Raw genomic sequence first — 14,468 nt, 5'->3', positions numbered from 1 at the left:
TGTGAGGAAAATGGATGTCAACCACTTTTGAAATTTTAATGAATCAGTTGGGAATTCCTGCTGAGATAAGAAATCATGAGGCCTTCTCCCAGGCTGAAATTGAACAAGTTATCGTACACAAACAAAGTAACATTTGGGAGTTTCGTTTTGTATTTGAGAATATTCTTCCCTTTGAACTCTTTTTAGCACTGAAGAAGGGATTGAAAGAAGAATTTTCAAAAACGGGAAATCAAGCGACTTTCGAGATTAAAACGAAAAATCAAGATTTTTCAAGAGAGCTTTTACAGGCCTACTATCATGAGGCTTTTTCAGATGGGCCTTGTTCTAGTCAAGGATTTCGGGCCATGTATCAGGATTTTCAAGTCCGTTTTGAAAATGATCAATTGATTATTGAGGCTTCTGAAGCAGCAGATACTGAGCATTTCAGAAAAAACCATTTGCCAAATCTTAGCAAACAACTTGAACTATTTGGATTTCCTAAGTTAACGTGTCTCTTAGAGAAAAATGAAGATTTGACCAAGGAAGAACAGGACGCTTTTCATTCTGAAAATCAAATGATTGTTGAGGCTGCCAATGAAGAGACTCTTCGTGCTATGGAGCAGTTAGAACAGATGGCACCGCCTCCAGTAGAGGATAAGCCTGTCTTTGATTTTCAAGCTAAGAAGGCAGCTGCCAAGCCAAAACTAGACAAGGCAGAAATTACTCCAATGATTGAGGTCAATACTGAGGAGAACCGTCTAGTCTTTGAAGGAGTTGTCTTTGATGTTGAGCAGAAGGTGACTAGAACGGGTCGTGTTTTGATTAATTTCAAGATGACGGACTATACATCTAGTTTCTCCATGCAAAAGTGGGTTAAAAATGAAGAAGAAGCTCAGAAATTTGACATGATCAAGAAAAATTCTTGGCTCCGTGTTCGAGGAAATGTCGAGGTCAATAATTTTACACGAGATTTGACCATGAATGTTCAGGACGTGCAGGAAGTTGTTCACTATGAACGTAAGGACTTGATGCCAGAAGGTGAGCGTCGCGTTGAGTTTCATGCCCATACCAACATGTCGACCATGGATGCTCTGCCTGAAGTTGAAGAACTCGTTGCGAAAGCAGCTAAATGGGGTCATAAAGCGGTAGCAATCACGGACCATGGGAATGTTCAATCCTTCCCTCATGGTTATAAGGCAGCCAAGAAAGCTGGCATCCAGCTGATCTATGGGATGGAAGCCAATATCGTTGAAGACCGTGTTCCTATCGTCTATAACGAAGTGGAAATGGACCTTTCTGAAGCGACCTATGTAGTCTTTGACGTGGAAACGACAGGACTTTCAGCTATCTATAATGACTTGATCCAGGTTGCGGCTTCCAAGATGTATAAGGGGAATATCATCGCTGAGTTTGATGAATTTATCAATCCAGGGCATCCCTTATCAGCTTTTACAACTGAATTGACTGGGATTACTGATGACCATGTAAAAAATGCTAAACCTTTGGTTCAAGTTCTGAAAGAATTCCAAGAATTCTGTAAAGATACAGTCCTTGTAGCCCATAATGCAAGCTTTGACGTTGGTTTTATGAATGCCAACTATGAGCGTCACGGTCTTCCAAAAATTACTCAACCTGTCATCGATACGCTAGAGTTCGCTAGAAATCTCTATCCAGAGTACAAACGCCATGGTTTGGGACCTTTGACCAAACGTTTTGGTGTAGCTCTAGAACACCACCATATGGCCAACTATGATGCGGAAGCAACTGGCCGTCTGCTCTTTATCTTTATCAAAGAAGTAGCAGAAAAACACGGTGTGACGGACTTAGCACGATTAAACCTTGATTTAATCAGTCCGGATTCTTATAAGAAAGCTCGTGTCAAGCATGCGACCATCTATGTGAAAAATCAAGTAGGCTTGAAAAATATCTTTAAGCTGGTTTCCCTCTCTAATACCCAGTATTTTGAAGGAGTTCCACGGATTCCACGTACGGTACTAGATGCCCATCGAGAAGGTTTGATCTTAGGTTCAGCCTGTACGGAAGGGGAAGTCTTTGATGCAGTCGTATCACAAGGTGTAGATGCGGCAGTCGAAGTAGCTAAATACTATGATTTTATCGAGGTCATGCCACCAGCTATCTATGCACCTCTGATTGCCAAAGAGCAAGTTAAGGACATGGAGGAGCTTCAGACCATTATCAAGAGCTTGATAGAGGTCGGAGACCGTCTCGGTAAGCCAGTTCTTGCGACAGGAAATGTCCACTATATCGAACCTGAAGATGAAATTTATCGAGAAATCATCGTCCGTAGTCTAGGTCAGGGAGCCATGATTAACCGAACGATCGGTCATGGAGAAGCTGCCCAACCAGCTCCGCTACCAAAGGCACATTTTAGAACGACCAATGAAATGTTGGATGAATTTGCCTTTCTAGGGGAAGACTTGGCTCGTAAGATTGTCATTGAAAATACCAATGCCTTGGCAGAAATCTTTGAGCCTGTTGAGGTCGTTAAAGGCGACTTGTATACACCTTTCATTGACCAAGCCGAGGAAACGGTCGCCGAGTTGACCTATAAAAAAGCTTTTGAAATCTATGGCAATCCACTCCCAGATATCGTTGATTTACGAATTGAAAAGGAACTTACCTCTATCTTGGGGAATGGATTTGCCGTGATTTATCTGGCTTCACAGATGCTAGTGCATCGTTCTAATGAACGAGGCTACTTGGTTGGTTCCCGTGGGTCTGTTGGCTCTAGTTTCGTTGCGACCATGATTGGGATCACCGAGGTCAATCCTCTCTCTCCTCACTATGTCTGTGGGCAGTGTAAATACAGTGAGTTTATCACAGATGGTTCTTACGGTTCAGGTTTTGATATGCCAAATAAGGACTGTCCAAATTGCGGTCACAAGCTCAGCAAAAATGGCCAGGATATTCCTTTCGAGACCTTCCTTGGTTTTGATGGAGATAAGGTACCCGATATCGATTTGAACTTCTCAGGTGAGGACCAGCCAAGCGCCCACTTGGATGTCCGTGATATCTTTGGTGAGGAATATGCCTTCCGTGCAGGAACGGTTGGTACGGTGGCTGCCAAAACAGCCTATGGATTTGTCAAGGGTTACGAGCGTGACTATGGCAAATTCTACCGAGAAGCTGAAGTAGAGCGCCTAGCCCAAGGAGCTGCTGGTGTTAAACGGACGACCGGTCAGCACCCAGGAGGAATCGTTGTTATCCCTAACTATATGGATGTCTATGACTTTACTCCAGTACAGTATCCTGCAGATGATGTCACTGCTGAATGGCAGACCACTCACTTTAACTTCCACGATATCGATGAGAACGTCCTTAAGCTCGATGTCCTTGGTCATGATGATCCGACCATGATTCGCAAGCTCCAGGACTTGTCAGGCATTGATCCAAATGATATTCCTATGGATGATCCTGGTGTCATGGACCTTTTCTCAGGTACAGATATCCTTGGAGTGACACCTGAACAAATCGGGACTTCAACTGGTATGCTTGGAATTCCAGAGTTTGGAACTAACTTTGTTCGAGGCATGGTGGATGAAACCCATCCGACGACCTTTGCAGAGTTGCTTCAGCTTTCTGGTTTGTCTCACGGGACAGACGTATGGTTGGGAAATGCCCAGGATTTAATTAAGACTGGAATTGCAGACCTATCAACCGTTATCGGATGTCGGGATGACATCATGGTTTACCTCATGCACGCAGGTCTAGATCCAAAGATGGCCTTTACCATCATGGAGCGAGTGCGTAAGGGATTGTGGCTTAAAATCTCAGAAGAAGAGCGCAATGGTTATATCGAAGCCATGAAGGCTAATAATGTGCCTGAGTGGTATATCGAATCTTGTGGAAAAATCAAGTACATGTTCCCTAAAGCCCATGCGGCAGCCTACGTTATGATGGCCCTTCGCGTGGCCTACTTCAAGGTTCACCATCCGATTTATTATTATTGTGCTTACTTCTCCATCCGTGCCAAGGCCTTTGATATCAAAACTATGGGGGCAGGCTTGGATGCTATTAAACGCAAGATGCAAGAAATTGCTGAAAAACGCAAGAACAATGAAGCTTCTAATGTAGAAATTGACCTTTACACAACACTTGAAATCGTCAATGAGATGTGGGAACGTGGCTTTAAGTTCGGCAAATTGGACCTCTATCGCAGTGATGCGACCGAATTTATCATTGATGGAGACACCCTCATCCCACCATTTGTTGCTATGGATGGACTGGGAGAGAACGTTGCCAAGCAACTGGTTCGTGCCCGTCAAGAGGGAGAATTTCTCTCTAAAACTGAACTCCGCAAGCGTGGAGGACTTTCCTCAACCTTGGTTGAAAAAATGGATGAAATGGGAATTCTCGGCAATATGCCAGAGGATAACCAGTTGAGCTTGTTTGATGATTTGTTTTAATAGGGCAGATTATCCCCAATCTTACAGAGATGTTTGATAATTAAAAAAATAACAGGACATTAGACAATCCTGTTATTTTTTATTGTGAACATAAATATATAACGGCTATATTACTAATCCTCTAAGACTATATCCTCTTTTTTTAGGTCTTCTATCAGTTTCTGCTTGTAATGAGTGAGAGAAAGTATTTTTTGGCCTACCCAAGATTTTTTAAATAAGTCAAATAATTCTTCATTTTCAATGATATCTTCTGGTCCGATAGGTTGTTCAATTAAATGGTTATCTTTGCAAAATGATATTAGGGGATTATTATCTATTGTACGGTAGGATGTATAATTAATAGTATTGTCAAAAAAATAATAAATAAAACTCTGAAAGTTATCTTGGGTGTGTATGAATCCTAATCCAAGAGATGAGTCGCTAGGACTAGGAGAAATTTCAATTTTTACGGGAAAATTGAGAATGTAATATTCAAATAAGTCTTCTTCATCAGATTTAGATTCTTCAAATTTATCTAATAATGGAATCAATATGTTGCTATTGAAGCGTAGGGTATTCATATCCTCTAACATAAAAAATACAGAATCTGCACTGGCCCTAAATTTTCCTGATTCTATTAAACGAAAACTATAGTCACGCATCTTACTATCCGTTTGTATATTTAGAAAGTAAGCAACAAAATATTCTTGGAAAGAACGATGGGAGAACTTGTATCTGTTTCCTTCTTTGTATAGTACACACAGACAGTTTTCTAAATCGTGGATAAAACTGCCTATATTGAGTACGTTTTTAATTCGAGGAGGAAATTTTTTAAAAATTTCTTCAATCTCTGGGAAGGTAAACTCTGTTTTTGCTTTTTGGTATGTCAGAAGACAGAAGATTGCAAAACACTCTTTAAAAGTATCTGAACTTAAATCTGATAACATTTTTCGTCGATAACTTTTCGTAGCATCGTGCTTTGATAACATGGTATCAAAGGCTTGATAGTAGAATAGGTGTAATTTTTGCGGAATTTCTGCATAGTCATTGTAAGTGGAGAGCATAATATTTAGTAACAGAGGATTTGAAGCAAAGGATTCATGTCTATCATATAAACCACTCTCTAGATCACGAATAAATTTATTTTTGAGTTCTTCATCGGGATATTCAATTTTAGTAATAAGACTAATGGCTTGTTCTTTATTAAAAGGAACAGCTTTTAAAACTGTGAAACGTTGAAATTCAATGAATTCGGATTCGCTATAAGGTCTGGACGAAAGGATATAATGGTTTTCAGGATATTTGTCACAAAAATCATTTAACTTCTTGAAAAATTCTTTTTGGTTTTCGCTATACAATTCATCATAGCCATCCAATAGGAATAAAAAGCATCCAGATTGAAGTGCATAATCTAAATATTCTTCTTGAAATTTATTGTGAAATTGATTTAGTTTTTTTAACAGTAATTTTTCAAGATCTAAATGCTCCTCTTCGTTGAAATCTTTTAATTCAATAAAAATAGGAATATAGTCTTTTAATTCTAATTCACTTAGAAAAAGGTGTTTCATGAGAGTGGATTTACCAATTCCACCAGAACCTTCAATGATTAAAAATTTTGAGATATCAGTTAGTACTCTTGTTTTTGTGGGCTTGATGAGTTCGGAACCTTTTTCTAAAAAAGGAACTTCAAAAAAATCATACAGTCTTTTGGGCTCAATTCCGTAGATAATCGTTTTAATTCTACTGTATTTATCATAAGATTTTGTCAAATAAGCTTGGAATGGAATTTCTAGATCAATTTTTACCTCATTATAGGTAATTTTTAGTTTATTAGCTATTTTTGAAATTAGAGGTGAGAGATACTCATCAAAAATGGCATTCATAAATTTACTTGCTAAGTCATTGTTAAAGTTTTCGTCCATCATTTTTTGCTCCTATGTATTTTTTAGTGTATATCTATAGAATATCACCCCATCTTTCTTATGTCAATATAATTATAAGAAGAACGTCAATATAGTTGTATATTGCATTTTCAATTCTTGAATATGTAATTAAAAACAAGCTTTATTAGGCTTGTTTTTAAATTTATATCATATGTGATATACTAGTAAGGGAAGAATTTTGAGTAAGACAAATATGCTCAAAGATTTGAAATAAAAATAGAAAAGAGAAACAAGATGGTTTTACCAAATTTTAAAGAAAATCTAGAAAAATATGCTAAGCTTTTGGTTGCAAATGGAGTGAACGTGCAACCTGGTCATACCTTGGCTCTCTCTATCGATGTGGAGCAACGCGAGTTGGCTCACTTAATCGTCAAAGAAGCTTATGCACTTGGAGCACACGAAGTTATCGTTCAATGGGCAGATGACTTTGTAAACCGTGAGAAATTCCTTCACGCGCCACTAGAACGCTTGGACAATGTGCCAGAATACAAGATTGCTGAGATGAACTACCTTCTTGAAAACAAAGCAAGTCGTCTCGGTGTTCGTTCTTCTGACCCAGGTGCCTTGAACGGAGTGGATGCAGAAAAGCTCTCTGCTTCTGCCAAAGCGATGGGAATCGCCATGAAGCCGATGCGTATCGCAACTCAATCTAACAAGGTTAGCTGGACTGTAGCAGCAGCTGCTGGACTAGAATGGGCTAAGAAAGTCTTTCCGAATGCTGCAAGCGACGAAGAAGCAGTCGATCTCCTTTGGGACCAAATCTTCAAAACTTGCCGTATCTACGAAGAAGATCCAGTTAAGGCTTGGGAAGAACATGCTGCTATTCTCAAGAGCAAGGCGGAAATGCTCAATAAAGAACAATTCTCAGCTCTTCACTACACTGCTCCTGGAACAGACTTGACACTTGGCTTGCCTAAGAACCACGTTTGGGAATCTGCCGGAGCAATCAATGCTCAAGGCGAAGGTTTCTTGCCAAATATGCCAACAGAAGAAGTCTTTACAGCCCCTGATTTCCGTTGCGCAGATGGTTATGTAACGTCTACAAAACCTCTTAGCTACAATGGAAATATTATCGAAGGCATCAAGGTGACCTTTGAAAATGGTCAAATCGTTGATATCACAGCTGAAAAGGGTGATCAGGTTATGAAGGACCTCGTCTTTAAGAATGCTGGTGCGCGTGCCTTGGGTGAGTGTGCCTTGGTACCAGATCCAAGTCCAATTTCTCAGTCAGGGATTACCTTCTTTAACACTCTTTTCGATGAAAATGCTTCTAACCACTTGGCTATTGGTGCAGCCTATGCAACGAGCGTTGTTGGTGGAGCTGAGATGAGCGAAGAAGAGCTGGAAGCTGCAGGACTTAACCGTTCAGATGTTCACGTTGACTTTATGATTGGTTCGAACCAAATGGATATCGATGGTATCCGTGAGGATGGAACACGCGTACCACTCTTCCGCAATGGAGATTGGGCAATTTAAGGAGAAACTATGCTTGGAAGTATGTTTGTCGGTCTTTTGATCGGACTATTAGCAGGAGCTATCACCAATCGTGGAGAACGGATGGGATGCTTCGGAAAAATGTTCTTGGGTTGGATTGGTGCTTTCCTGGGTCAAATGCTTTTTGGAACTTGGGGCCCTATCTTAGCTGATACGGCTATTATCCCATCAGTTTTAGGAGCCATGATTTTATTAGCCATCTTTTGGAGAAAAGACAGCTAGTTTTAACTTGCTAGAACAGAAAAAGCGGTTGGAAATCTTCCAACCTCTTTTTTTATGAGCTGTAAAAAGACTGATATGCGACTAGCTTGGCTTTCAGTGACTGTTCCTTTTTATATTGCCTCAAGTATGGTACAATAAAAACATGAGAATTCAACAATTACACTATATTATCAAAATCGTAGAGACTGGTTCGATGAATGAGGCTGCCAAGCAACTTTTCATTACACAACCGAGTCTATCAAATGCTGTTCGTGACCTAGAAAATGAGATGGGAATTGAGATTTTTATCCGAAATCCTAAGGGAATTACCCTTACACGTGATGGGATGGAGTTTCTATCCTATGCCCGTCAGGTTGTCGAACAAACGCAACTTCTAGAAGAACGTTATAAGAATCCAATCGCTCATCGCGAGCTTTTTAGTGTGTCTTCGCAACACTATGCCTTTGTGGTCAATGCTTTTGTTTCCTTGCTCAAGAAAAGCGATATGGAAAAGTACGAGCTTTTTTTGCGTGAAACCAGAACTTGGGAGATTATCGATGATGTCAAGAACTTCCGAAGTGAAGTGGGAGTTCTCTTTTTAAATAGCTATAACCGGGACGTTCTTTCAAAGATGTTAGACGACAACCATCTAGTTGCCCACCATCTCTTTACAGCCCAACCCCATATCTTTGTCAGCAAGACCAACCCTCTTGCTAAGAGAGACAAGGTGCGATTGGTAGATCTAGAAGACTTCCCATACTTGAGCTATGACCAAGGTACCCATAATTCCTTCTATTTCTCAGAGGAGATTTTGTCTCAGGAACACCACAAGAAATCCATCGTTGTTAGTGACCGTGCGACCTTGTTCAATCTCTTGATTGGTTTGGACGGCTATACCATCGCAACTGGTATCCTTAATAGTAACCTCAATGGAGACAATATCGTTTCGATTCCACTTGATATTGATGATCCCATTGAACTGGTTTATATCCAGCATGAGAAAACTAGCTTGTCTAAGATGGGTGAACGCTTCATCGAGTACCTACTTGAAGAAGTTCGCTTTGATAAGTAATTTGAATAAATGAGAAGAGAAAAGAAGAATGACGACATTAAATACAAATGATTTTGATTTTCACTTACCAGAGGAATTGATTGCTCAGACTCCTTTGGAAAAGCGCGATGCCTCTAAACTCTTGATGGTCAATCGCAAAACAGGTGAATTTCAAGACCGCCACTTTCACTCCATTATCGAAATGTTAGAGCCAGGTGATGCCCTGGTTATGAATGATACCCGTGTATTGCCAGCTCGACTTCATGGTCAAAAAGAAGAAACAGGGGGCCATGTTGAACTCTTGCTTTTGAAAAATACAGCTGGAGATGAGTGGGAAGTCTTGGCTAAACCAGCTAAACGTCTCAAGGTCGGCACCCGTGTTATCTTTGGTGATGGTCGACTTAGCGCAGTCGTGACTGAGGAATTAACCCATGGCGGTCGTATTGTCCGTTTTGAGTATGAAGGAATTTTCTTAGAAGTACTTGAAAGTCTTGGAGAAATGCCTTTACCTCCTTATATTCACGAAAAATTGGATGACCGTGAACGTTACCAGACAGTCTATGCCAAGGAGAGTGGATCAGCCGCTGCCCCAACTGCAGGTTTGCATTTTACCAAAGAATTACTAGAAGAAATCCAGCAAAAAGGCGTTCATCTAGTCTACCTGACCTTGCACGTTGGACTTGGGACCTTTAGACCTGTTTCAGTAGATAATTTGGATGAGCATGAGATGCACTCAGAGTTTTATCAATTGTCTGAGGAAGCAGCAGCGACCTTGCGTCGGGTCAAAGAAAATGGTGGCCGTGTCATTGCTGTGGGGACTACCTCTATCCGTACGTTAGAAACCATCGGAAGCAAGTTTGATGGGCAAATCCAGGCTGACTCTGGCTGGACTAATATCTTTATCAAGCCAGGCTATGACTGGAAGGTGGTGGATGCTTTTTCTACTAATTTCCATTTGCCGAAGTCTACCTTGGTCATGCTTGTCTCAGCTTTTGCAGGCCGTGAATTGGTCCTCAAAGCCTACCAGCATGCTATCGATGAAAAATACCGTTTCTTTAGTTTTGGCGATGCCATGTTTATCTACTAAAAAGCGAGCAAATCAAAACTAGAAATAAAAGGGCTAATTCCTACTTGGATTAGCCTTTTTTCGATATATGATAGCTGTTGAATTAAAAGCAAATAAATGATACACTGAAGACTACGATACAGCCGTCAAATATATGCAAAATCTGACGAGCTACTTTTATCTGAGTCTATTTCAAAGGAGATTTTTATGAAAAACAAAACATTGCGCTATACGAGCCTATCAGTCCTGACCTTGTTGGCTGCCTTGACCTTGGTTGCCTGTGGTGGAAAGACTGACAAGAATACGTCATCTTCAAACCAAAAGGTGACAACAAGCAAGGTAACTACAGAGTCCGCAAGTAAAACTGAAGCAGGCCAAAAAGAGGAGCAGAAGTCAGAAACAAATAGTGCGACAGAAGCTACAACCACTCAAGCAGAACAAAAGGAAGATAAGCAAAAATCACAAGAGGCTTACGCTAAATTTGTAGGGACTTGGGAAAACTACGCGGGAACAACTGCAACAGTCACAGCAGATGGAATTGTAACGATCCAAAGTTCAAATGGAACCTTTAAATACGAGATGGGTCAAGTAGAGGAAAAAGACGGCTACTACTCAACAGGTATTCATCTTGTCGGTGGTGGACAAGGGGCACGACTGATCTTTACCCCAGCTGGTGTCCAAAACGAAGTGACAGGTACAGATGGCAGTCAAGATGTCTTGTCTATCGGTCAATCTGTAAGCGACAAAGATAACCAGTTTTACCGTAACTAAGAACATCAATCAGAAGTAAGGGTGGAGAAATGTCCTTGCTTTTCTATGTTCTCAAAGCATAAATTTTTTATCATTCAACTATACACGACGTTTAAGTTGGACGATAAACCTGCCCACTTTGAAGCGCAAGTACTAAATCGCTAACAACACAAAAGCCCTGATGTAGGGCTTTTTTTACTTGCTAGTATAAGAAATCAATGCCGTAGTTTTCTTTTAGATAGGTTGCCAACTCGGCTTTTTCTTCCTCTCTAAATCGACAGAGGCTAAGAGCGAGTCGCAATATCAGGGCACTTGTATTGATGATAACATTTGACTTAGAAATATCTTCTAGCTGGGTGACCTCTCTCAGATCAAAATCTAAATAGTAAGCTTTGCTGTTGGTATGGTCAGGGTCACTGACATCCACTTCAACATAAGATGCTCGCAACAATTCTTCTTTTGGGATGAAAATTTCCTTGGAAAAGAAGAGCCCAGGATAGACATAAATACCTTCAAAGGTGAATTCAAAGGAGAGTCTGCGACTAGAAAGTCTTTTGATGCCTGCAATCGTTGCATAGATAGCAGTGAAAAAGAGGATGGTTGGTACCACAGTGAGAAGACTGAGCTGAGAAAAGTCGATCAATCCATGCGCGAGAAAAAAGAAAAATTGAAAGAATATACCTACCGCAAAAACTAGATAGCCGACACCGACAAATTTTGAATAATAGATTTTCATAGAAACCTCCAGATATAGAATTGAACTCTCCAACGCTTTTTCAGTAGAAGTCGTAAAGATCATGCAGAGTTAAAATTTTAGGTATTCCCATCATATCCTATGGAGCGAAGTTCTGTCAACCTTTTAGCAAGATGTGGCTCTTAGCTATCTTATGACCTAGCAAGTTGGTTTATGGTATACTAGGATAATAAAATTCCAAAATTTGAAGACTTGTTTTCATAAATAGAAAGAGGTCAATATGTTTTTTCTCGGACGCCGTCGTGTCTTTATCGGCGAATGCAATGGTCAGGCTGTTTATTATGACCAAAAGACAGGAGAGGCTTTAGCTGCTCCAAAGAGTAAGTTGCTCAATACTGAAAAAGCTGGTGAAACGAATTCTTTTATTCCTGAATTGGTAATTCTCTTACTAGTAGGTGGACCTGCAATTTCGGGCTTCTTTTCCCTCAAGTTTATTGGTGTCTATAACTGGTTCAGTCTAGCCTGTATTCTTCTATTTTGGTTGATGCAGTTTTCCTTGTTGGTTGCTATACTTGAACGAGCACTTTATAAAAATGTTCGAAAGGCCCAGCCAACGACAGAGAAAGTCTTTTTCTTTGCAGCATCTCATAATTTGTTTGTAAAAAACCAGTTTGATCCTAGACAACTGTCTGCTTTACCTTATCGATTTGCCCGCTTTGTAGTAAATATAGTGTCTATCTATTACTTTTTGTATTTCTTGATTCTTCCTCTAAAATTTGGCCAACCGATTGGTGATGAAGGCTATGGTTTGTGGTTTGCTGGCTTGTTATTCTTTTCAGTATTTCTTTTGTATAACCAAAACAATCCAGTTCGCTTTGTGAAGATTATGAGATTATACAGCCAAGGAAAAGTACGATTTAAGGAAGAAGTGGAACATTGAGAAACTATCTTGGGATTCTGCTAAATATCTAGAGAAAATCTTTTAGAAAAACAAAAAAGCCTTGTAAATCAAGGCTTTTTCCTGTTGTTTAGATGCCCCCTGCAGGCTCTTTGAAAGAAACTTAGAAAAATCTAAAATGAAATTATTTCAAAATGGGGTAAAAGCAAAATTTCCCTCCCTACTTTCTCAATTATTCCTAATTTTAGTTCCAAAAAGCTTCAATTCATAATCTAATTATAATATGGGTAATGGGTACTATCTTATTACATTCAGATTTTTGTTCTCTTCAAAGAGTTATGTAGGCTTTATGGTTTTAAATAGGTAAAAAGTTGAACTATAGTGAGTATTGTGTCATAATAGATAGTATATAAATCATTAATAGAATAGAAATAATATTTTCTTACCTTTACAAGTAGTATTGGTTAGACATTTTTTCGTCTCAATTGTACTTATCTCTCAAGTTTAGCTAGTTTTTATAAGCTCTGTTTTCGAATCAATAAAACAAATTTCAGAAGTGCAAAAGACAAGATGGTGACATTGCTACAGTCAGTCGCCATGTCTTGCTGGCACAGGCTGTTTGTGCCGTCAGCTATTTACCAGTCAATTTGATCAAAGGGCTTAATTATTATTTTTGAAAGGTCTTTTATGGAAAAAATTCTTTCTTTAGGTCTGACAGGTAAGAAATTACTTGTTCAGGGTTTCTTGTTTGTTCTGCTAGGTCTTATCTTGATGGTCACGGGAACTTGGTTGCCAGTGACGGTTATTCGACTGGTTCTGTTTTTAGCTTGGATAGCAACGGTCTTAGATTTAGTATTACGTATTTTCAAAAAAAGTCAGTCAACGGACACCTTGGGAGTTGCACTGGTTAAATTGTTAGTGATGGGATATTTGCTAGGCTCGAATCTTGCTACTGATGTGCCAATTTATATTTTGGCTCTTGTGATTGGAATTTCTCAGATTTTTCATGCTAGTATCAACCTTGTCACCTATGTTCTCTACCGCAAAAACAAAATTCGACCTCGTTTTCGTTTCTTACTAGATGGTCTCGTACTAGTTTTTCTTGGTGGGACTAGTCTTTTGTCCTCTACAGGAAATTCTGTCTTTCAACTCTTTGTATTAGGGGCTTATTTTTTCCTTTATGGTGTGTCCAATATCCGTGATGGTTTCTTGTTTGAGGAGGAAATTGGGAAAAACCATCTCAAACGTCGTGTCAGAATGAGCTTACCTATTGCCCTAGCCGCTCTCATCCCTGCAAGTACTTTAGCAAAAATCAATAAATTCATGCAGGAAAATGCTGATGAGGAAGAGGAAATCTATCTTGGAATGGTGAAGTTTGGTAAGACAGCAGATCTTGAAATTTTCGTTCATACAGCGGAGACTTCTCTATTTTCAGCTATTGGTCATGTGGACCTTTGTTATCAAGGACGTGTGATTTCTTATGGAAACTATGATCCGTCATCTGAGACCTTATTTGGTATGGTTGGAGATGGTGTTTTATATTTTTGCGACCGTGATAAGTACATTGACTTATGTAAACGGGAGAGTCAAAAAACGCTATTTGGTTACGGAATAGATTTGACACCGGAAATGGAAGAAGCGGTTCAGGAAAAATTAGCTGAATTAAAACAACTAACGATTCCTTGGGAGCCAAGCGCAGATAAAATTAAAACGGAAGATGGTAAGGAAGACTACACCTACGCTTATAAAATCAGACATGAGACGGATGGGGAACTTTATAAATTTATCAAATCTAAGTTTAAATCCTACTTTGTCTTATCTACAAACTGTGTGCTCTTGGCTGATACCATAGTCGGTCAGGCTGGCACCGATATCCTCTCACCCAAAGGATTTATCGCTCCAGGAACTTACCAAGCCTACCTTAATCGAGAGTTTGAAAAACCAAATAGTATAGTCGTATCTAAACATGTTTATTAAGGAGAATTT

Annotated in this window: 10 protein-coding genes; 8 read left to right on the top strand and 2 right to left on the bottom strand. The window is 39.6% G+C overall.

Going from position 1 to position 14,468, the window contains the following annotated elements:
* The first annotated feature begins 14 nt into the window (after positions 1-14).
* Positions 15-4,406 (top strand): PolC-type DNA polymerase III, encoded by a 4,392-nt coding sequence (locus tag AB2B47_RS03375; protein ID WP_006153067.1) that lies wholly within the window; start codon positions 15-17, stop codon positions 4,404-4,406.
* Between the two features lie 113 nt (positions 4,407-4,519).
* On the opposite strand, the gene AB2B47_RS03370 is transcribed toward AB2B47_RS03375, so the two are convergent.
* On the bottom strand, positions 4,520-6,310 hold the full coding sequence (locus AB2B47_RS03370) for an NACHT domain-containing protein (RefSeq protein ID WP_320693626.1): 1,791 nt from the start codon (positions 6,308-6,310) through the stop codon (positions 4,520-4,522).
* A gap of 252 nt (positions 6,311-6,562) precedes the next feature.
* Between AB2B47_RS03370 and AB2B47_RS03365 the strand changes: the two genes are divergently transcribed.
* From AB2B47_RS03365 to AB2B47_RS03345, 5 genes are all read left to right on the top strand, one after another.
* A complete protein-coding gene (locus tag AB2B47_RS03365) occupies positions 6,563-7,804 on the top strand; it encodes an aminopeptidase (RefSeq protein WP_320693625.1) in 1,242 nt (413 codons plus the stop codon).
* Positions 7,805-7,813: 9 nt separating this feature from the next.
* Positions 7,814-8,044, top strand: a complete 231-nt coding sequence (locus AB2B47_RS03360) for a GlsB/YeaQ/YmgE family stress response membrane protein (RefSeq protein ID WP_006153144.1) — start codon at positions 7,814-7,816, stop codon at positions 8,042-8,044.
* A 142-nt stretch (positions 8,045-8,186) separates the two neighbouring features.
* Positions 8,187-9,095 carry a LysR family transcriptional regulator gene (locus tag AB2B47_RS03355; RefSeq protein WP_036756668.1) on the top strand — a complete coding sequence of 303 codons (909 nt, stop codon included), beginning with the start codon at positions 8,187-8,189 and terminating at the stop codon, positions 9,093-9,095.
* Between the two features lie 28 nt (positions 9,096-9,123).
* Complete coding sequence (gene queA, locus AB2B47_RS03350; protein ID WP_320693624.1) at positions 9,124-10,161, top strand: tRNA preQ1(34) S-adenosylmethionine ribosyltransferase-isomerase QueA; 1,038 nt, start codon at positions 9,124-9,126, stop codon at positions 10,159-10,161.
* A 186-nt stretch (positions 10,162-10,347) separates the two neighbouring features.
* Complete coding sequence (locus AB2B47_RS03345) at positions 10,348-10,911, top strand: hypothetical protein (RefSeq protein WP_016466263.1); 564 nt, start codon at positions 10,348-10,350, stop codon at positions 10,909-10,911.
* 181 nt (positions 10,912-11,092) lie between these two features.
* On the opposite strand, the gene AB2B47_RS03340 is transcribed toward AB2B47_RS03345, so the two are convergent.
* A complete protein-coding gene (locus AB2B47_RS03340) occupies positions 11,093-11,626 on the bottom strand; it encodes a hypothetical protein (protein ID WP_004250745.1) in 534 nt (177 codons plus the stop codon).
* A 238-nt stretch (positions 11,627-11,864) separates the two neighbouring features.
* On the opposite strand from AB2B47_RS03340, the gene AB2B47_RS03335 reads away from it, so the two are divergent.
* Both AB2B47_RS03335 and AB2B47_RS03330 read left to right on the top strand, forming a co-directional pair.
* Complete coding sequence (locus tag AB2B47_RS03335; RefSeq protein WP_004250746.1) at positions 11,865-12,524, top strand: hypothetical protein; 660 nt, start codon at positions 11,865-11,867, stop codon at positions 12,522-12,524.
* Positions 12,525-13,169: 645 nt separating this feature from the next.
* Positions 13,170-14,459, top strand: coding sequence for a hypothetical protein (locus tag AB2B47_RS03330; RefSeq protein WP_004250748.1), 1,290 nt, complete (start codon positions 13,170-13,172; stop codon positions 14,457-14,459).
* Positions 14,460-14,468 lie beyond the last annotated feature (9 nt).

It is taken from the genome of Streptococcus wuxiensis, from assembly GCF_040888245.1.
Lineage (GTDB): Bacteria > Bacillota > Bacilli > Lactobacillales > Streptococcaceae > Streptococcus > Streptococcus wuxiensis.
The sequence above is the reverse complement of the archived record's forward strand: the minus strand, read 5'-3'. Positions and strand labels throughout refer to the sequence as shown.

Bases quoted from the DNA above. Each gene is read 5' to 3' on its own strand.
- AB2B47_RS03375 (WP_006153067.1), top strand. From the start codon at position 15: ATGTCAACCACTTTTGAAATTTTAATGAATCAGTTGGGAATTCCTGCT.
- AB2B47_RS03370 (WP_320693626.1), bottom strand. From the start codon at position 6,310: ATGATGGACGAAAACTTTAACAATGACTTAGCAAGTAAATTTATGAAT.
- AB2B47_RS03365 (WP_320693625.1), top strand. From the start codon at position 6,563: ATGGTTTTACCAAATTTTAAAGAAAATCTAGAAAAATATGCTAAGCTT.
- AB2B47_RS03360 (WP_006153144.1), top strand. From the start codon at position 7,814: ATGCTTGGAAGTATGTTTGTCGGTCTTTTGATCGGACTATTAGCAGGA.
- AB2B47_RS03355 (WP_036756668.1), top strand. From the start codon at position 8,187: ATGAGAATTCAACAATTACACTATATTATCAAAATCGTAGAGACTGGT.
- queA (WP_320693624.1), top strand. From the start codon at position 9,124: ATGACGACATTAAATACAAATGATTTTGATTTTCACTTACCAGAGGAA.
- AB2B47_RS03345 (WP_016466263.1), top strand. From the start codon at position 10,348: ATGAAAAACAAAACATTGCGCTATACGAGCCTATCAGTCCTGACCTTG.
- AB2B47_RS03340 (WP_004250745.1), bottom strand. From the start codon at position 11,626: ATGAAAATCTATTATTCAAAATTTGTCGGTGTCGGCTATCTAGTTTTT.
- AB2B47_RS03335 (WP_004250746.1), top strand. From the start codon at position 11,865: ATGTTTTTTCTCGGACGCCGTCGTGTCTTTATCGGCGAATGCAATGGT.
- AB2B47_RS03330 (WP_004250748.1), top strand. From the start codon at position 13,170: ATGGAAAAAATTCTTTCTTTAGGTCTGACAGGTAAGAAATTACTTGTT.